Here is a 17,478-nt window from a genome sequence, read left to right as displayed (position 1 = left end):
AGCTTGCTAGGTACAAACTTCCTTGTGGCGGAAGCAAGTCGTCAGGTGGTCGTTAACCATCCCCACCGCTTGCATGAACGCGTAACAAGTGGTCGGACCAACAAACGTGAAGCCGCGCTTCTTGAGCGCCTTGCTCATCGCCTTGGATTCAGCGGTCTCGGCGGGGACTTCGGAAAGACTCTTGTAGCGATGCTGCAATGGTTCACCGTCGACAAACTGCCACAGTAGCCCGGCGAGCGACTCTCCAGAGTCTTGCACCTCCAGCACGGCCTTGGCGTTCTTAATGGTCGACTCGATTTTTCCCCGGTGACGCACGATTCCGGAGTCGAGAACCAGCGATTCGACCTTCTTCGGCGTGAACCTTGCGACTTTCACAGGGTCAAACTCAGCAAAGGCCTTACGGTAGCCGGCCCGCTTGTTGAGAATGGTGCTCCAGCTTAGCCCCGCCTGAGCCCCCTCAAGGGTCAGCATCTCGAAAAGGTGCCGATCGTCCCACGACGGGACGCCCCACTCGGTGTCGTGGTAAAGCGTTTCGGCTTCGCTACCGAGTGCCCAGTCGCATCGTTTCATCGTTCTCGCCCGTTGGGGAATTCAGGAACCGCCCGTTCGAGAGTATCCTGAAGGGGTGATTTCGGGTAGCGAGGGTTCGTGAAAGTGGAGTTCATGGGCGCAGGAAGGCTACCACGGCCCTGACGGGCCCCGCTCGGTGCTCTAATTGATTGAGAAGATTTGTGTCTGAATCTGTCTATGACTTCGACGTGGTAGTGGTGGGTGCTGGTCACGCAGGGACCGAGGCCGCGCTGGCCGCTGCGCGGATGGGAGCGAAGGTCGCACTGCTCACCACCAACTGCGACACCGTGGGCCAGATGAGCTGTAATCCCGCGATTGGTGGCGTTGGCAAGGGTCAGATCGTACGCGAGATCGACGCACTCGGCGGAGCCATGGGGCAAGCGATCGACGCCACGGGCATTCAGTTTCGCCTGCTCAACCGCCGCAAGGGCCCGGCGATGCACAGCCCCCGCGCGCAGGCGGACAAGAAGGCGTACCAAGCCGAGGTCAAGCGACTCTGCGAGCATCAAACCAACCTGAGCCTCCGCCAAGAGGTGGTTGAGGATTTGGAGATCGCGAGCCCCGACTCGAATCAGCCACTGATCACGGGCGTGCGAGTCCGTGGCGGGGCGGTTTATCGCTCCCCAACCGTCGTTCTCACGACGGGAACATTCCTTCAAGCCCTAATGCATACCGGCGAGGCCAAGACCGCCGGCGGTCGGGCAGGGGAGGGGACAACGGCAGGCATCAGCGGAGCGCTTGGGCGAATTGGCATTCGCTTGGAGCGATTCAAGACCGGTACGCCACCACGGCTCAACGGACGAACCATCGACTACGAACGCACTGAGCTGCAACCGGGCGACGACACCCCGCAGCCGTTCTCGTTCCTCAATCGCGCGCTCGATGTCGAGCAGATGCCGTGCTACATCACGTACACGAATCAGGCCGTCCACGACTTGATCAACGCGAACCTGCACCGCGCGCCGATGTACAGCGGGCAGATCAACAGCAGCGGCCCCCGCTACTGCCCGAGCATCGAAGACAAGGTGGTGCGATTTGCCGAGAAGGATCAGCATCAGCTGTTCTTGGAACCGGAAGGAAGGAATACGCTTGAGGTCTATGTCAACGGCGTGTCCACCAGCTTGCCGCGTGACGTACAGGATGAAATGTTCAAGCTCATCCCCGGCCTCGAGCGGGCCGAAATCATGCGTTACGGCTACGCCGTGGAGTACGACTACGCCCCTCCCGACCAGTTGACGCCTTGGCTTGAGACCAAGTGCTGCCGGGGACTCTTCCTGGCGGGGCAAATCAATGGCACCACGGGTTACGAAGAAGCCGGTGCCCAGGGACTCATCGCTGGTGCGAACGCTGCGCTGCAAGTCGCTGGCCGCGAGCCACTCGTCTTGACACGCGACCAAGCTTATATCGGCGTGCTGATCGATGATCTTGTGACCTGTGGCGTGGACGAACCTTACCGTATGTTTACAAGCCGCGCTGAGTATCGCCTCTTGCTTCGGCACGACAACGCTGATCGCCGCCTCACACCGCTCGCTCACCAGTTCGGCTTGGCCGATAACGTGCGAATGGATCGCCTGACCGAAAAGCTCACCGCGATGGACGAGGCGAAGCGCGTCCTTAGCACTACTTCGCACGCGGGCGGCCCGCTAGCGAAGTTTCTCCGCCGTCCTGAAGTGACTTGGGACGACGTCGCGGCCGTCGCGCCATCGCTCGCCACGATCGACACTGAAGCAGCCGAGCAGGCGTTGTGGGACATCAAGTACGAGGGCTACATCGCTCGCCAGCAAGTCGAAGTCGATCGGCAGCAGCGACTCGCCTCGAAGCGAATCCCGCTCCAGTTCGACTACCACCGCTTGGCCCAAATGCGCATGGAGGCCCGCGAGAAACTCACCCGCATCCGCCCCGTGGACCTCGCCCAGGCGAGTCGGATTAGTGGCATTACGCCGGCGGATATTGCGCTGTTGATGGCGCACATGGAGGGGCGGGCATGATATTCCATAGAGTCGAATTTGTTCGGTGTATTGTCAAATGCTACAATCTTGTAGAGGTGACGCCCCTTTCCCCACCCGCCGCAAACATCAAATGACCTCCATCGACCGAATTACCTTCGACCCGGCCGTCATGGGTGGCAAGCCGTGCATTCGCGGAATGCGCGTCACAGTGGGTACGATCTTGGGACTTCTAGCTGCTGGAAAGTCGCATCAGGAGATATTGGAAGCCTACCCCTATATTGAGCCTGAAGACATCGAACAGTGTTTGGTCTACGCGACATGGCGTGTTGAGGAATGCGACGTGCCCCTATCGAGCGTATGACCATCCGAGTTCTCATCGACATGAATTACCGCCGTGCTGGGTGGATTTCTTCCACGAAAGCGGCATCGTCAGCCAACATTGGAGCGTGATTGGTAGCCCCGGAGCCAAGGACGCAGAAATCATGGCGTGGGCGTTGGCCAACGATTACTTTGTATTCACCCATGATCTCGACTTCAGCACGCTGCTCGCGCTTTCCCACGCGACGGGGCCGAGTGTAATCCAGGTGCGGACAGAGAACGTGATGCCCGACCATCTTGGAGCAACCGTACTTGCCGCGCTGACACAGCATGAGCTGGAACTGGAGAGCGGGGCATTGTTAATTATTGACGATAGTCGGAAGAGAGTTCGAATCCTTCCCCTATGAAGACGAGACTCAGCGAATGCTTCTCCGCGTCGCCAAACTCTCCGCCCTCGTGCTCCTCTCCTGGTGCGTGATGACCACCACGCACGAACTTGGCCACCTTGTGACAGGCTGGCTTGGGGGTGGGACGCTGGTTGACGTGGAGCTTCGGCCTTGGAAACTTCCGCATAGCCGGTTTGCACCCGACCCTTATCCGCGGCTGACGCTTTGGGGTGGGCCAGTGCTCGGTGTAGCCCTGCCGGTGCTGTTGGCGTGGGCCATCGATCGGCAGTGGGCGTGGTTTGTGGCCAACTTTTGCGTGCTGGCGAACGGACTGTACATACTGCTTGCTTGGTACAGTGGCGATCGCTGGCTCGATACGCCACGGCTCATCGCAGAAGGGGAGAGCTTGCTCGTAATCGCTATATTTGCGGCCCTCGCAACTTCCGCTGGATACTATGGCATGCGAGGCTCCGTGAATTCAATTTGGAAACCACCTGCGTCGCACCAGTCCGCTACTCACCGCGAGTGAGTTCAATGAGCGACACCCCTTGCCGTGGCAGGTCGAATTCGAACTTCGCGTCGTTCACCACGAACTCGTAATTGTCATCGCCCGAGTAAGGCGTGAGCTCCGACGACTCCATGAGTCGCTTGTACTGCTGTTCGTTCGGTGCGCCGGGCGAACCCATGCGTTTCCACTCACCAAAAGGATTGCCGTGCGTTTCGTCGACGCGGTAGTGCTTGGCGGTGGCGGTATCCCAGTCGAGCCCTAGGTCGCGAATCTCCAGCTTGACCTTCGCCACGGGCCCAGGCAGATCGTCGTCGTGGTAGTGCCACACGAGCACCGTCACCCGGTCGTTGTTACGACTGGCTAGTACTCCCACGTCTGGTTGATCGCGAACGCCACTGCCCATGATCTTGTCGAGCGCCACTTGATGCGAGCTCGTCGCCGGCAGTCGCTCGGATTCCATCTGACTCATCATGCGAAACACATTGAACACGGCCAGCGGGATGCCGTTGCTGGCAAGCTGGCGAAAACCAGCGAAGTAGGGTTGATCCTCGAACTCGAACGCCCAAGTGAGCGCCCCCTCCAGCCGCACGCCATGCTTGTCCGCGAGGTCGTGCTTTCGGGCGAAGCTGGCGGCCGTGTAGCTGGAGTACATGGTGCCATTGCGGTAGCTGAACTGCGGTCCCTGGCACGCGGCGCACCCCTCGGGATCGGACTCGCCGATGACAATCGGCGTTTGCTTTAACTCGGGGAACGACGCCACGATTCCGAATCCGCGGTCAATGGTTCGCAACTGGTCGGCGATCCCCATCTGGATGTGATCGTCGACGTAGCGCGGCGAACCCTTGGCGTGGAACGACACGAAGTCGATCGGTGTCCCTACTTTGCCCGTGGCATGATTCTTGCCACGCAGGCAGTGCTCAAGGAACTTTCGCGTGAAGTCACCACCATCGCCCGCCGTGTCCGGTCCGCCAACACGCGCGTTCGGTATCGCTCGCCGGATGGCCGCGACCGTGTAGTCGTGCAATTTGTAAAACTCTTCGGGCGTGCCACCCCAGTAACCATCGGGGCAGATGTTGGCTTCGTTCCATGTTTGCCAGTACCAGCGGAGCACCTCGTCTTCGCCGTACCGCTCCTTGCAGTGCTTGGCCCATTGATAAACGAGTTCGCCCCACTTCTCGTAGCTCTTCGGCGGATAGCGCCAACCCGTCATGATTTCTTCGTAACGAAACCCGGGGCGCCACTCGTGTTGGTAAGGCTTCGGTTTGGTCGACATCGCCTCGGGCATGAAGCCGACCTGCACGTAGGGTTTCACGCCGCGTTTTACCTGGGTGTCGAAGATACGATCGACGATCGTCCAGTCGTAAACCGGCTTGCCCCACTCATCTTCGGTGTAGGCATTGGTGCTGCCCCACTTGAGCGCCGGCGTGCCATCGCCCGAGGTAAGCAGATTGTGCGTGCGAAAGTAAACATCGTCCTTCCGAAGCTCACCGAGCCGACTCGTCAGCTTGCGACCGTCCTTCATGTAGACGTAGTTCGGTTCGTCGCCGCCAAAGAATCGCCAGATGGGGCGCAGCTCGCCAGATGGTTTGGTGGAATCGACCCCGATGGTCACGTCGAACGACTCTTGAGCTAGCGAGGTGGACGAGAACAGCAGGCACGTCAGAACGGCGGGCGTGATGAGGCGGAGGAGCATGGCGACCTCGTGGCGAGCGGGGGCGAGAAGCGGGACAAGCGAACTTCTACCATATCCGAACCCCTTGCCGGCGTCTGCCCCGCGATAACCCGGGTCCTCGCACAATTCCTTCGCTACGGCTTGTGGCGATTGGAAGGCTTGCGAGGTTGATCCTCGAACAGCATGCGATAGGCCTCGCTTTGCGGATCGTCGTACTGCCCCGACCGCACGGCCCAAATGAACGCGACGATCGCGGTGGAAGCGAGTGCAAGCGCGACAGGAATCATGACGTAGATCGTCGACATTATGCACCTCGCCCGAGAGTGATGCTCATGGCGCTAGCGAGCACAGACGCCGAACTAATGGGCATGAGGATCGCGGCGACGAGGGGCGAGATGCAACCTGCCGCGGCGAGGGACACAAACAGCACGTTGTAACTTAGTGCAATCGCCAAGTTTTGCCGCACGGTGCGACGGGTGCGTCTTGCGAGCTGCACCAGCTCTACGAGAGGCATTGTACCCGGCGCGGCGATGTAAATGTCGGCCGCTGCGAGCGATGCCTCGGCACCACCTTCGACCGCAATACCAACGTCCGCCGCAGCCAGGGCCGCGGCATCGTTGACACCGTCGCCCACCATCACCGTGGACAGCTGACGAGAGCCGCTGACGATCGCCAGCTTGTTTTCAGGCGTAACCTGGGCGAAGCAATCGTCTTCCGGAATGCCAACTTGATTGGCAACCGTTCGAACCACGCCAGACGCATCGCCCGAAACGATGGACGGCTGCCACCCCAAGGCGCATAGCTCGGCGATGGCTTGCGCCGCGTCGGAGTGAAGTTGGTCGCCAAGAGCCGCGACACCAACGAGCCGGCCGTCGAGCGACACGCCCACTGTCGTCAGACCAGCCTGTTCCAGCCCGCGAATACGATCCGCATCCGAAGGCACGATTTCGACTCCGCTATCGATGAGAAACGTGGGCGAACCTACGAGCAGAACTTGCTCGTCTACGATTGCTCGAATTCCGCCCCCGTGAATTTCTTCACTCGATTGTGGGGTATCAGTACCCCTTCGAAGTGGTTGATTGCCAAACGCCTCGACCAGTGCCTTTGCGATCGGATGCGTTGAGCGCAACTCGGCCTGAGCGATCACCGGTCGCAGCCAGTCAGGGCCCGTCCACTCAACCAGCGTCGGTCGGCCGCTGGTAAGCGTGCCCGTCTTATCGAGCAGCATTCGGCCCCTACGGGCAAGGATTTCGAGCGCCCCGGCATTCTTAATTAGCACCTGTCGCCGAGCTGCGAGACCGATTGCCACTGCCATGGTGAGGGGCGTGGCCAAACCCAACGCACAGGGGCAGGCAACAATCAGCAAGGCGATCGTGTGGGTCACTGCTTCGGATAGCGACGCCGTCATCGACCACACCACAAAGGTCACCACTGCCACCACCAGCACCACCGTGACGAACCACCCCGACGCTCGATCGGCAAACTGGACAATGGGTGGCTTTTCTCGAACCCCCTCGGCTACTAAATCCATCAGCCGCGCGACGCGCGTCCCCTCGCCAACGGTCTCCACGCGAAGGCGAATCGTGCTTCCTAGGTTTTGAGTGCCGGCGAATACTTCGTCGCCGGGCTTGATGGGTTCGGCGCAGGACTCCCCAGTGAGCAGGCTCCGGTTCAGCGCGGAGTGCCCTTTGATCACAGTTCCATCCGCGGGAATCAGATCGCCTGAGAGAACTTCGACGACATCTCCCTTTTCAAGTGCGTCGAGAGTCGTTTCGACGATCCCATCGCCTCGCACCACACGGCAGGTGTTCGGTGTAAACGAACCGAGCAGGTTCACCGTCTCGTCCGCCCAGCGTTGTTGCCGCGATTGAAACCATCGACCGACGAGGAGCAGGAAGACAAGCACGCTGAGCGAGTCAAAATAGATCTCTCCAGTGCCAGTCACGACGTTCCAGATGCCCGCCACACCGCCGGCGGCGAGGGCAAGTGCGATAGGCACGTCGAGCGTCACACCCTGGGCCCGAATCGCCGACCAAGCCCCGCGGAAGAATACACTTCCCGGCCATACCAGGGCGATGGTGCCCAGGCCGGCGCTGATCCATCGAAATAAATTGGAGAACTCGGCTTCGATCCCTGCGAACTGCCCGGCGTACAGCGCGATGGCAAGCAGCATGGTGTTGCCGGCACACGCGCCCGCAACGGCCAAGCGGATGAGCTGCGTCCGCTCACCGCGTCGATGGACTTCGCTTGCCGTGGTGTCCCTCGCCGGGTGGGCGGGGTAACCTAGGCGGTCAAGCATAGTTGCGATGGCCGATAACGGTGTCTCGCACGGATCCCAAATGACCCGAATCACCGCATCACGTAGGTTGAGACGGGCCGAGCGCACGCCGGCGACGAGTTGCGGCAGGCGTTCGACCAACCACATGCACGCTGCGCAGTGAACGCCCTCGAGCCGCAGATCGGTCGACAGATATCCGCCGGCGATCCCCTGGCAATGCCTGGCTTGAAACTCTTCCGCGTCAAATGCCGCGTAGCGGTTGCCGGTGCTGCGAACCGGAGCCCGTTCTCCCCCCGTCGCCTCGCGGACTCGATAGAAGTCGTCGAGCGAGTTATCGTGAAGCAGTTCGTAGACAGTCCGACAACCGTGGCAGCAGAACTGGTGTTCGGCCACGGGATCAACCAGCCCGCGCGGCACGGGCAACCCGCAGTGTTCGCACGCTACGGCTTTCACAGTTCTTGCGTCATCGGTGACGACAGTCACGGCGCGGCCTCATGTTCGGCCGCTGGTCGGCAACAGGGTGGCAACTCGTCGGGGTTGGGTACAGAACTCGGTGAATGCAATTGAGCTGCTTCGACCGACCGTGCGAGTGCCACGGAGTCGAGCCGTAGCCTTCCGGCGATGGTGGTAAGCCCCACGACGATCAGCGCCACCGCGCAAACAGCGGGGAGTCGTTTACCGAGCACACCAAGCGCGGTTTGGACACTCGCCCCGAGTGCTACCAGAACGGGAAGCGTGCCCACCCAGAATACGGCCATGACGATCGCGCCTCGGAGCGGACTCCCTGTGCCCGCGGCCGTAAGAGCGAAGGCGTACAACCAACCGCAAGGCAGCAGCGTCGTCAACAGCCCAATTGCGAGTGCCCTATGGGTCGGTTTGAAGGTTAGCGCGAGCCTTTGGCCACGCTGGACCGTCAGCGCGAGCCATTTCGGGGGATGCACGGTGTGAATACGGTGACCAAGGTATCGCAGTAGCTCGGTCACGCCCATCGCCACCATCAACCCGCCGGCGAGCGCCATTGCGATCGGCTGAAGTCCCGCGAGAGTGGAGGTCATATCGACGATGGCGCCTATCGATCCAGCGACGGCCCCGAGCAGCATGTAGGTAACAAGCCGGCCGCCGTGGTAGGCGACCTGCAGTCGCCCACGCGATGCCCCCGGCTTGGGTTGGCCCACGGCAAACGCGACGAAAGGCCCACACATTCCTGCGCAGTGCAGCGAGCCGAGCAAACTGGCCACAAACACCGTGGCGACGAGTGGCGTCATTGTTTTGCGCCTTCTTCGGAGGCCGGCGTACTGTAGCTCGAAGCGTCTGCCGACGTATCGATGACTTGCGACGGCCCCGAATTGGCCAGGGTCATCGCCACCATCATCAACGTGACGTGCCCCAGCAAGAGCGCGACGATGATGATCGGCCAGCAAATGCTCGCCAAGAACGTCGGCTGCATGTCGGTGGGATTTGACGTGGCTGGCATGTTAGTAGGGTCCTAGCAGAAAGAATCGTTCGATGGCCAATTGATTGGACTCATTGACAATGCGAAGTTCGAGTTCGGTCTTGCCGCCGCGAAACACCTCTCGCGGTGCGGAAATCCTGACCACGTGCATCGCCGTGGCACCGGGCGCGACGGGTGCTGACGTATCGCCTTCGACGATGGTCGCGTCAGCTGGCACTTCGACATTGAATCGATAAACAGCATCCGTTTTTTCGCGATTAACCAGCTTCACACGGAGGACGTTCTCAATGGCTCCGGACTCGCTGGTTTGATAACTCCCGCCCCCGCCGCGGAACAGCGTGACATCGAACGGCACTTTGTTGGTTAAGACAGTTACGAACACCCCAATCAGCGCGGTGATCGCCACCAGGTAGATAATGGTCCGCGGCCGTACGAGTTTCGTCGGCTCGCCATCGAGCGCCTGCTGCGAACTGTAGCGAATCAGCCCTCGCGGCTGATTGGTTTTGTCCATCACCTCGTCGCAGATGTCGACACACTGCGCACAGCCGATGCATTCGAGTTGCAAACCGTTGCGAATGTCGATGCCGGTAGGGCAGACATCAACGCACAAGTGACAATCGACGCAGTTGCCCAGTTGTTTTGCTTCTCGGTCTCGCCCGCGCCCACGTGGTTCGCCACGGCGCTCGTCGTAGCCAATGATGCAGCTTGATCGATCGAGCATCACCGACTGAAACCTGCCGTACGGACAGCCAATGATGCAGAGTTGTTCCCGCCAGTAGCAAAAGTCGAACATCATCAGCCCCGTGATGAACGCCACGATGGCGAACGGGGCAGGGTGCTCAAATGGTGTGCTTGTCCAAATCCAGCGATGCAGATTATCGACACCCACGAAATAAGCGAGGAACATGTTCGAAAGGTGCAGGCAGATCACTAAGTACACCGCGTACATCGCCGCGATTCGCCACGGCGCGACGGCTTGCCTTGGCTTGAGTCCTCTGCCGGCCGTCCCCATGAACAATCGTTCGATGGGGCGAAACACGAACTCCATGTACACGGTCTGTGGGCACGCCCAGCCACACCACACCCGCCCCGCCACGGCGGTTGCGAAGAAGATGATTAGGAAGAGCGTGACGATGAAAATCGCAAGCAGCAGGGTGTCCGTGGGGAGGAACGTGAAGCCGAAGAAGGTGAACTCGCGTGCTGCTAGATCGAGTAGGATCGCCGGCTTGCCGCCGATCTCGACGAAGGGCAACAGCGCGTACACGGCCACGAGAACGTACGCCACCACACGCCGATACTGCCAGAAAACGCCCTTCGACAGCTTGGGGTAGATCCACCGCCGGCTGCCATCGTGTTCGAGCGTCGACAGGACGTGCTCTTCAGGTTGTAGAACGGGAAGTTCCATTCGTGTAGCTTTACTTAGTCTCGCCTGCGGTGGGGGCCGCATCGGCGGCGGGCCAAGGATCAATTTTCTTGGCGTTTTGCTCGGGTGCTTTGCCGCCGGGGAGGTTCTTACCGCGAAGTTGGGCGATGTAGCACGCGGCGAACAATAGCTCGTTGGGATGCAGCTTCGTTCCCCACGCCGGCATCGCGCCATCCTTCGCCCCTTCGGAAATAATCTTGGGGATGTCATCAATGACGTTCACGTGGATGTAAAAGTCGTCCGTCATGTTCGGCGCAGACGAACCACCGCTGGCATCCTGTCCGTGGCACGACGCACAGTTCGAGGCGAACACCGACTGCCCGACGGCAAGCCATTTGTCATCGTGCAGGTACTTGAGGACATTCTCGCGCGTTGGTTCCAGCGTGCCAATCTCGCCGAACTGCAGCTTCAGATTCGCTGCTTTGCCGGCGTCGAACTGGGCGTGCAGGTTGCGAGGTACGGTGGGCGAGTGGAACCACAGAATATAGAACGGCGCGAACGCGATCGTCCCCAGGAATATCCAGCTCCACCAACCGGGAATCGGATTGTCGTACTCCTGAATGCCATCGTAATTGTGGCTGGTCAGCGTTTCGTCGGGTTCGTCTTGGAGCAGAGTATCGGCCATGGAATATCGTTTCTTACGATGAAAAGTGAAGGGAGAGCCTAGCACTACCGCTTAGCGGCATGCTTCTGCGAGTCGTCGTCGAGTGGCAACTTTGACCAGCGGTCGATGTCCGACTGTTTCCGCATCGCGAGCCAGATCAGCACGCCAACGAAGATCGCGACGAACATCACCAGTCCCGTCGTCTTGATCGTGTCGATGGCGGCGTCGGTTTGTAGCCAGTTCATGGTTTGCCTCCTTGCGTCGTTACGGATGCAACCGGTTCGGTGGCGGGGGCGGCCTCTTCCGCGGCTGGCTCTGTCGTCGGTGTGACGCCGAGTCGCTGGAGGTACGCCACGAGAGCAATGATCTGGCGGTCGGCGAGGTCAACCACCTTGCCATCCGGCGTTCGATAGGGTGCCCCGTTCTGCTGCACGAACTCCGCAGCAATCGCCGCCGCTTGAGCTTTGGCGTCGTCGGCAGACTTGCCGCGGAGATTGCCCTCGTACTCTGGGTAAGGCACTCCCAGCGCTTGATGCGCGGCGATACGGAGCGGCACCGACGTGAAGTCGAGCTTCTTCTTCACCAGCCAGGGGTACGGAGGCATGATCGAACCTTGACTCTCCGTGGCCGGGTCCATCAGATGGCGGACATGCCATGCATAGCTCTGACGGCCACCCTCGCGTGCCAAGTCCGGACCAATTCGCCGCGACCCCCACTGGAACGGATGGTCGTACATCGACTCTTCCGCTTTGCTAAACGCACCGTAGCGGATGGTCTCGGCCACCATCGGACGGATCATCTGCGAGTGGCAGTTGTAGCAGCCTTCGGCGACGTAGATGTCTCGGCCGGCGAGTTCCAGCGGTGTGTAAGGCCTGACGGCGTCGGTCGCTGGAATGTTCGAACGAATCACAAACGCCGGCACCAGCTCCAGCAGCGAGGCGATGCCCACCGCCAGCACGGTCATCACGGTGAACTTGATCGGCAAGCGTTCCCACACACGGTGCCACCAGAGTGTGCTCCAGACATCAATCTTGCGACCAACATCCAGAACCGCAGTCAGCTGCGACTCGGGCGCCGTCTCTGGGGTGAAAGGCACGTTACGAAGCGCAGGGGCTTCGTACACCGGCACTTCGTACACGGCGGGACGACTCCGCCAAGTGCAGTAGATGTTCCAGCACCCGATGACCGTCGCACCGAAGTACAACAAGCCACCCACCACTCGGATCCAGTACATCGGAATGATGGCCTGCGTCGTCTCGACGAACTGCGGGTACATCAACTGGCCGGTGGGGGTGATACCCCGCCACATCAGACCTTGGGTCAAACCTGCGACGTAGATCGCCAGGGCGTAGACCAAGATGCCAGCGGTCGCCAGCCAGAAGTGAAGATTCGCGAGCTTCACGCTGTGAAGCTTGGTTTGATACAACCTGGGAGCGAGCCAGTAGATCATGCCGAAGGCCATGAAGCCGTTCCAGCCGAGCGCCCCCGCGTGCACATGGGCGATGGTCCAGTCGGTGTAGTGGCTAAGGGCATTGATGCTCTTGATTGACAGCATCGGGCCTTCAAACGTGCTCATGCCATAGAAGGTGATGCCAACGACGAAGAACTTGAGCACGGGGTCGGTCGTCACCTTGTGCCAAGCGCCGCGGAGGGTGAGCAATCCGTTGATCATGCCACCCCAACTCGGCATCCACAGCATCAGCGAGAACACCATGCCGAGCGTCTGCGCCCACTCGGCGGTCGCCGTGTAGTGCAAGTGATGCGGGCCCGCCCAAATGTAGATGAATACCAGAGACCAGAAATGCAGAATCGACAGACGGTAGGAGAAGATCGGCCGATCCGCCGCCTTGGGGAGGAAGTAGTACATGAGTCCCAGGAACGGCGTTGTAAGGAAGAACGCCACCGCGTTGTGCCCGTACCACCACTGCATCATTGCGTCCTGGGCACCGGCGTAGATCGGGTAGCTTTTGAACCAGTCGAGCGGGTTGCCAGGCGGCCCCATCGCCACCAGTGGAACCCAAATGTTGTTGAAGATGTGCAGCACGGCGACCGTGACAATCGTCGCGATGTAAAACCATAGCGCGACGTACATATGCCGTTCGCGACGCGTAACCAGCGTCATAAAGAAGTTCGTCCCAAAGAACCCGGCCCACACCACTGCGATCGCAATGTCGATGGGCCACTCAAGCTCGGCGTATTCCTTGCTTTGGGAAATGCCAAACGGCAACGTCAGCGCGGCACTCACGATAATGAGCTGCCATCCCCAGAAGTGCAGATTGCCAAGCGTATCGCTCCACATGCGCGCCTTGCAGAGCCGCTGCGTGGAATAGTAGATGGCCGCGAAGATGGCGTTGCCAGCAAATGCAAAAATCACCGCGTTGGTGTGCAGAGGTCGTAGGCGACCGAACGTGATCCACTCAATGCCGCCATTCAGCGCGGGGTAAGGCAGCTCGACCGCCAGGATCAACCCCACCGCAAATCCCACTAGCGCCCAGATGAGCGTAGCGGTGACGAATTTTCGAACAATGGCATCGTTGTAGCTAAACGACTCGAGGGGGCCGACCGATTGCCGGCCCGATGCGTGTGGCACGCTGGTCACGTCAGACATGAGAGATCCGCTAGAGTATCACTGGGGAGGTAGGCAATGTCGATCAGTTTGCTCAGCCGCTAGTTCGCGGGTTCCGTCGCAACGACAGGCGAAGCGTCTTGCACAGTTGTCTCGCCTTGCGGCAGAAGTTGCTGAATCGTTGCCTCACGGAAGCGGGCTTCGCTCGCTGCGAGGTCGGCGTCCAGCAGTTGATGCAAGGCACACAGTGCCGCACCGTCGATGGCATCGCGACCGGGGCAAGTGTCGATGCGACGTACCGGATCGACACACGCAATGATGTCCATCACGCTCAGCGTTTTGGGGTCGGCGTGCAGCGAATAGCCACCGTGCGACCCCCGCTGGGCAATCACGATCCCGGCTCGCGCGAGCGGCTGAAGCACCTTAGGCAGGTAGCTTTGCGGCACCCGCGTCGCTTCGGCCAATTGTTGGGTCGTTTGGGCTACCCCGTGCTGTTGTGCAAGACGCACAACGGCACGCAGGGCATACTCGGCTGTTTGTGAAACGGACACGCGATACCTCCCAAAGGCACATAAGGACTACTCACCAAGTGGGTATTCGTACCCACTTATCCGCTTGCCTAGGCAACCCCTGTGCCGAGATTGAGAGTTCCACATCAACTTTCGTTTCACGCTGTAAAACACGAGGCGCAACACGCTGGGGCAAAATGTCGCAGTGCCAGGCGGCGAAGGATTAGAAGTGTGCGAATCGCTTGTACTGTGCGACTCGGCACAGCCCGAACGCTCAGTCGCACACGCCGATTGCGACGATCCCGAAAGAGTACCGGCAGCGATAGCACTCCAATGGAGATTGCCGCAAATTGGGTCGAAAACGCTAAGGAGTCGCGACCTTGCCCATTGGTGCGAAGTTAGGTTGCACCCCCCCTTAGGAAACTGGCTATGGCCACCCACTCCCGCCCGCGAATTGCTACGCTCGCTCTGATGTTTGGCACGTCGATTGTTATGCCGACGGCCCTCGCCAATTCACTCGGTCCGTATTTCGACCTCGAGCGTCCTGCAGCCACGGAAGTGGCCGAGATCCAGGTGGCCGAGGCGGTCGGAATGGTGCCGGTCACGGCCCCCATCGCCCAGCAGTGTGGCTACTTCGACGATTGTGAGGAGTACACCGTAGGGCCCTGCGATGGCTACTGCGACGCCGAACCTTGCATCATCCCCGAACTACTGCTCGGCTGCTTCTGTCCGACTCCAGGCTGTTTCGACGACTGGATCAGCCCGATGACCAACCCGGTGTTCTTTGAGGATCCGCGGACGCTCACCGAAGTCCGCGGCATCTTCCTGCAACACAAAGTTCCCTCGACGGCCGGTGGTGGCGACATCCAGGTCTACGCCGTTCAGCTTCGTGCCGCCCTCACCGATCGGTTGTCGCTTATTGCAACGAAGGACGGCTACGCGGTATCGAGCAATCCGCTGATCCGCGATGGTTGGGCCGACGTGGCGCTTGGTCTTAAGTACAACTTGATTCGCGATTACGAAACCCAATCGCTCCTTTCGACGGGTCTCGTTTACGAAATGCCCGTCGGTAGCCCCCGCACTCAACAGGGCAATGGCGATGGCGATGGCGAGTTCCACCTGTTCTTGTCGGGCGGTACCACCATCTGCTGCGACTGGCATTACATCAGCGGCTTCGGCCTTCGCCTGCCGGCTGACGACAATGCGGAAGAGAGCAGCCTCTACTGGTCGAATCACGTTGACTACTACCTGGGACGTGGCTTCTACGCCCTGACCGAGTTCAACTGGTACCACTGGATTGGGAGCGGTAACAACGGCGTACCCGGTATCTCGGGTGGCGACTTGTTCAATTTTGGTTCGACCGGCGTTGCTGGCAACGACATCGTGACCGGGGCGTTTGGCGTGAAGTACAAGCCTAGCCGCCTGACCGAAATCGGTATCGCGTGGGAAAACCCGCTCACCGAGCGCCGCGACGTCTTGGAAAACCGCCTGACCGTCGACCTGATCCTGCGTTACTAACACTTCGCCACCCAGGCGACAATCCCCGTCGGGGATTGTCAGAAGATCGCCTCGGAAGAGCCCTCCGGCCCACCTGTCCGGTTGGTTCTTCCGAGGCGATAGCGTTGGTTGGGTGCAAGTTCCACCTGCACGAAGCCGAATTAATCGTTAGAATCGATACCGCGACTTGCCTGGGCAAGGTTGCAGCCTACAGTTACGGTGATCCGCCCATGTCAACACTAACCGTCCAACACGAAGGTGCCGCGATCGCGTACGTTCAAGGTGCGCGGCGGATGGTGTATTTGGGTCTGGCGGGAGTGTTTCTCACCCTGGCTTTGGCGGGTGTGATCCTTCCCGGTTTGCCAACAACGCCTTTCGTGCTTCTGGCGAGCTACTTTCTATCCCGCTCCTGGCCACGCCTGAACGAGAAGCTGATGGCGAGCAAACTGCTCGGCCCCGTGCTCCGCGACTGGCAACAGCACCGCGCGGTTTCTCTCCGCGTGAAGCTGATTGCGATCACTATGGTTTTGGCGGCGGTGTCGCTGATTGTCTACCGAGGAGAGATGTCCGAGGTGTTGCTGATGACCGTGGTCGCAGCCGCCGTGGTGGGACTAACCGTTATCTACCGTTTGCCGACTCGCAAGATGGCGAGCTAACGGCTGCCGAAGATTGCTTCGAGTCGTGGCCGCTCGTTCTCTAGCTCCGCGACTAGCTTCAATTGATTGCGGCAACGATCCAGATTGTGCGCTGGGTGGTGAATCTTGTAGTAGATGTCGCCCTGCAGGTAATCGGTGAGGAAACGAGTCGCCATGATGAGCGCCATGTAGCTTGGCCCCGAGGCCAGCGATGCGAGCTCCGTACCGCTGATAAGGTTGCCCAGGCCGTCTCTATAACCGTTCGCCGCCGCTTCTACTCGCGGGACTTCGGCTTTCACTAGCGCAAGATCGGTTTCGTCTTCGGCGGCGCGGCAAGCACTCGTTCGTACCAAGTCGCCGAAGTCCCACATCAACAGCCCAGGCATTACGGTGTCGAGGTCGATGACACACATCGCTTCGTTCGTGGTGTCGTCGAGTAAAATATTGTTGCACTTCGTATCATTGTGGGTGATTCGCAGTGGCAGGCGACCCGCGTCAATATCCCGCTGCGGCCCGAGGAGCAGAGACTCGTAGCAGCGAGTAGCTTCCATCTCCGCGCGACAGCTGTCCGCACGCCCCGCTACGTCCGCCGTGGCCGCGGCAAGGAACGCTTGGTAACGACGGGGGCCATGATGAAAACGCGGAATAGTTTCGATGAGCGACGATGCCGGTAAGTCCGAGAGCTGAGCCGCGAACCACCCAAACCCCAGCCCCGCTTGGTAAATCTCATTGAGCGACGCGTTGTTTGGTACGGGGTGGGTTTGCTCCACAAACCTGTACACCCGCCAGAATTCCCCTTGTTCGGTTTGGAGGAGCGGCTCGTCCGCACGCGAGGGCACGACTTCCAAAACTCGCCTCGCAAGGTCTGAAACGCCAGCGGCCGCTAGTTTGGAGCGGACGTGCGAAGTCACGAGTTGCACGTTCCGCATCAGACCAGGCGGATCGCGAAATATTCGGTGGTTGATTCGCTGGAGCACGTAGCGAGGCGAATCGTCGGTCGTTACCAAGTACGTGTCGTTGATATGGCCAGCAACGATCGGCTCGATCGAAGCCACGTGACCGACGATCGCAAATTGTGCAGCGACATTCGCTAACGCATCCACCGTGCAC

At 60.0% G+C, this 17,478-nt stretch carries 18 protein-coding genes; 6 read left to right on the top strand and 12 right to left on the bottom strand.

Features of this window, described 5'->3' with window-relative positions:
• Positions 1-6 precede the first annotated feature (6 nt).
• Positions 7-570, bottom strand: coding sequence for a DNA-3-methyladenine glycosylase I (locus SH292x_RS11365; RefSeq protein ID WP_442485732.1), 564 nt, complete (start codon positions 568-570; stop codon positions 7-9).
• Positions 571-731: 161 nt separating this feature from the next.
• Here SH292x_RS11365 and mnmG point away from each other — a divergent pair, with 161 nt between their 5' ends.
• The 4 genes from mnmG (at position 732) to SH292x_RS11345 (ending at position 3,752) form a co-directional block, all read left to right on the top strand.
• A complete protein-coding gene (gene mnmG / locus SH292x_RS11360; RefSeq protein ID WP_442485731.1) occupies positions 732-2,558 on the top strand; it encodes a tRNA uridine-5-carboxymethylaminomethyl(34) synthesis enzyme MnmG in 1,827 nt (608 codons plus the stop codon).
• A gap of 91 nt (positions 2,559-2,649) precedes the next feature.
• Complete coding sequence (locus tag SH292x_RS11355; protein WP_442485730.1) at positions 2,650-2,880, top strand: DUF433 domain-containing protein; 231 nt, start codon at positions 2,650-2,652, stop codon at positions 2,878-2,880.
• Positions 2,843-3,244 carry a DUF5615 family PIN-like protein gene (locus SH292x_RS11350; protein ID WP_442485729.1) on the top strand — a complete coding sequence of 134 codons (402 nt, stop codon included), beginning with the start codon at positions 2,843-2,845 and terminating at the stop codon, positions 3,242-3,244. The genes SH292x_RS11355 and SH292x_RS11350 overlap by 38 nt, the downstream gene beginning before the upstream one ends.
• Before the next feature lie 16 nt (positions 3,245-3,260).
• A complete protein-coding gene (locus SH292x_RS11345) occupies positions 3,261-3,752 on the top strand; it encodes a hypothetical protein (RefSeq protein ID WP_442485728.1) in 492 nt (163 codons plus the stop codon).
• Here SH292x_RS11345 and SH292x_RS11340 read toward each other — a convergent pair.
• The 10 genes from SH292x_RS11340 to SH292x_RS11295 all read right to left on the bottom strand — a co-directional run bounded on the left by SH292x_RS11340 (position 3,736) and on the right by SH292x_RS11295 (position 14,278).
• Positions 3,736-5,424: a GH39 family glycosyl hydrolase gene (locus SH292x_RS11340; RefSeq protein WP_442485727.1), complete on the bottom strand. Its 1,689-nt coding sequence runs from the start codon at positions 5,422-5,424 to the stop codon at positions 3,736-3,738. The genes SH292x_RS11345 and SH292x_RS11340 overlap by 17 nt on opposite strands.
• A 113-nt stretch (positions 5,425-5,537) precedes the next feature.
• The gene (gene ccoS, locus SH292x_RS11335) at positions 5,538-5,708 is read right to left on the bottom strand and encodes a cbb3-type cytochrome oxidase assembly protein CcoS (protein ID WP_442485726.1); all 171 of its coding nucleotides are present in this window, start codon (positions 5,706-5,708) and stop codon (positions 5,538-5,540) included.
• Positions 5,708-8,164 (bottom strand): heavy metal translocating P-type ATPase, encoded by a 2,457-nt coding sequence (locus tag SH292x_RS11330; protein WP_442485725.1) that lies wholly within the window; start codon positions 8,162-8,164, stop codon positions 5,708-5,710. Before SH292x_RS11330 ends, ccoS begins: the two co-directional genes overlap by 1 nt.
• Positions 8,161-8,946: a sulfite exporter TauE/SafE family protein gene (locus SH292x_RS11325; protein WP_442485724.1), complete on the bottom strand. Its 786-nt coding sequence runs from the start codon at positions 8,944-8,946 to the stop codon at positions 8,161-8,163. Before SH292x_RS11325 ends, SH292x_RS11330 begins: the two co-directional genes overlap by 4 nt.
• Positions 8,943-9,155, bottom strand: a complete 213-nt coding sequence (locus tag SH292x_RS11320; RefSeq protein WP_442485723.1) for a hypothetical protein — start codon at positions 9,153-9,155, stop codon at positions 8,943-8,945. Before SH292x_RS11320 ends, SH292x_RS11325 begins: the two co-directional genes overlap by 4 nt.
• 1 nt (position 9,156) lies before the next feature.
• A complete protein-coding gene (gene ccoG, locus SH292x_RS11315; RefSeq protein ID WP_442485722.1) occupies positions 9,157-10,539 on the bottom strand; it encodes a cytochrome c oxidase accessory protein CcoG in 1,383 nt (460 codons plus the stop codon).
• A gap of 10 nt (positions 10,540-10,549) precedes the next feature.
• Complete coding sequence (locus SH292x_RS11310; protein WP_442485721.1) at positions 10,550-11,182, bottom strand: cbb3-type cytochrome c oxidase N-terminal domain-containing protein; 633 nt, start codon at positions 11,180-11,182, stop codon at positions 10,550-10,552.
• Between the two features lie 44 nt (positions 11,183-11,226).
• Positions 11,227-11,406 carry a cbb3-type cytochrome c oxidase subunit 3 gene (locus SH292x_RS11305; RefSeq protein WP_442485720.1) on the bottom strand — a complete coding sequence of 60 codons (180 nt, stop codon included), beginning with the start codon at positions 11,404-11,406 and terminating at the stop codon, positions 11,227-11,229.
• Positions 11,403-13,769 (bottom strand): cytochrome-c oxidase, cbb3-type subunit I, encoded by a 2,367-nt coding sequence (gene ccoN / locus SH292x_RS11300; RefSeq protein WP_442485719.1) that lies wholly within the window; start codon positions 13,767-13,769, stop codon positions 11,403-11,405. The genes SH292x_RS11305 and ccoN overlap by 4 nt, the downstream gene beginning before the upstream one ends.
• 59 nt (positions 13,770-13,828) lie before the next feature.
• Positions 13,829-14,278, bottom strand: a complete 450-nt coding sequence (locus SH292x_RS11295; RefSeq protein WP_442485718.1) for an Rrf2 family transcriptional regulator — start codon at positions 14,276-14,278, stop codon at positions 13,829-13,831.
• 387 nt (positions 14,279-14,665) lie between these two features.
• Here SH292x_RS11295 and SH292x_RS11290 point away from each other — a divergent pair, with 387 nt between their 5' ends.
• Positions 14,666-15,754 (top strand): hypothetical protein, encoded by a 1,089-nt coding sequence (locus tag SH292x_RS11290; protein ID WP_442485717.1) that lies wholly within the window; start codon positions 14,666-14,668, stop codon positions 15,752-15,754.
• A gap of 209 nt (positions 15,755-15,963) precedes the next feature.
• Positions 15,964-16,389, top strand: a complete 426-nt coding sequence (locus SH292x_RS11285) for a YbaN family protein (RefSeq protein ID WP_442485716.1) — start codon at positions 15,964-15,966, stop codon at positions 16,387-16,389.
• On the opposite strand, the gene SH292x_RS11280 is transcribed toward SH292x_RS11285, so the two are convergent.
• Entirely contained in the window at positions 16,386-17,471 is a 1,086-nt protein-coding gene (locus tag SH292x_RS11280) for a phosphotransferase enzyme family protein (protein WP_442485715.1), read from the bottom strand. The two genes, SH292x_RS11285 and SH292x_RS11280, sit on opposite strands and share 4 nt — an antisense overlap.
• Positions 17,472-17,478: the final 7 nt, after the last annotated feature.

The sequence above is a fragment of the Aeoliella fuhlenseeensis genome (genome assembly GCF_052161615.1).
Lineage (GTDB): Bacteria > Planctomycetota > Planctomycetia > Pirellulales > Lacipirellulaceae > Aeoliella.
Note: the sequence above shows the minus strand (reverse complement) of the source record. Positions and strands in the feature narration are given on the sequence as shown.

What these genes read in the sequence shown, in the direction of transcription:
- SH292x_RS11365 (WP_442485732.1), bottom strand. Translation starts at nt 570, where the DNA reads ATGAAACGATGCGACTGGGCACTCGGTAGCGAAGCCGAAACGCTTTAC.
- SH292x_RS11355 (WP_442485730.1), top strand. Translation starts at nt 2,650, where the DNA reads ATGACCTCCATCGACCGAATTACCTTCGACCCGGCCGTCATGGGTGGC.
- SH292x_RS11345 (WP_442485728.1), top strand. Translation starts at nt 3,261, where the DNA reads ATGCTTCTCCGCGTCGCCAAACTCTCCGCCCTCGTGCTCCTCTCCTGG.
- SH292x_RS11340 (WP_442485727.1), bottom strand. Translation starts at nt 5,424, where the DNA reads ATGCTCCTCCGCCTCATCACGCCCGCCGTTCTGACGTGCCTGCTGTTC.
- ccoS (WP_442485726.1), bottom strand. Translation starts at nt 5,708, where the DNA reads ATGTCGACGATCTACGTCATGATTCCTGTCGCGCTTGCACTCGCTTCC.
- SH292x_RS11325 (WP_442485724.1), bottom strand. Translation starts at nt 8,946, where the DNA reads ATGACGCCACTCGTCGCCACGGTGTTTGTGGCCAGTTTGCTCGGCTCG.
- SH292x_RS11320 (WP_442485723.1), bottom strand. Translation starts at nt 9,155, where the DNA reads ATGCCAGCCACGTCAAATCCCACCGACATGCAGCCGACGTTCTTGGCG.
- ccoG (WP_442485722.1), bottom strand. Translation starts at nt 10,539, where the DNA reads ATGGAACTTCCCGTTCTACAACCTGAAGAGCACGTCCTGTCGACGCTC.
- SH292x_RS11310 (WP_442485721.1), bottom strand. Translation starts at nt 11,182, where the DNA reads ATGGCCGATACTCTGCTCCAAGACGAACCCGACGAAACGCTGACCAGC.
- SH292x_RS11305 (WP_442485720.1), bottom strand. Translation starts at nt 11,406, where the DNA reads ATGAACTGGCTACAAACCGACGCCGCCATCGACACGATCAAGACGACG.
- ccoN (WP_442485719.1), bottom strand. Translation starts at nt 13,769, where the DNA reads ATGTCTGACGTGACCAGCGTGCCACACGCATCGGGCCGGCAATCGGTC.
- SH292x_RS11290 (WP_442485717.1), top strand. Translation starts at nt 14,666, where the DNA reads ATGGCCACCCACTCCCGCCCGCGAATTGCTACGCTCGCTCTGATGTTT.
- SH292x_RS11285 (WP_442485716.1), top strand. Translation starts at nt 15,964, where the DNA reads ATGTCAACACTAACCGTCCAACACGAAGGTGCCGCGATCGCGTACGTT.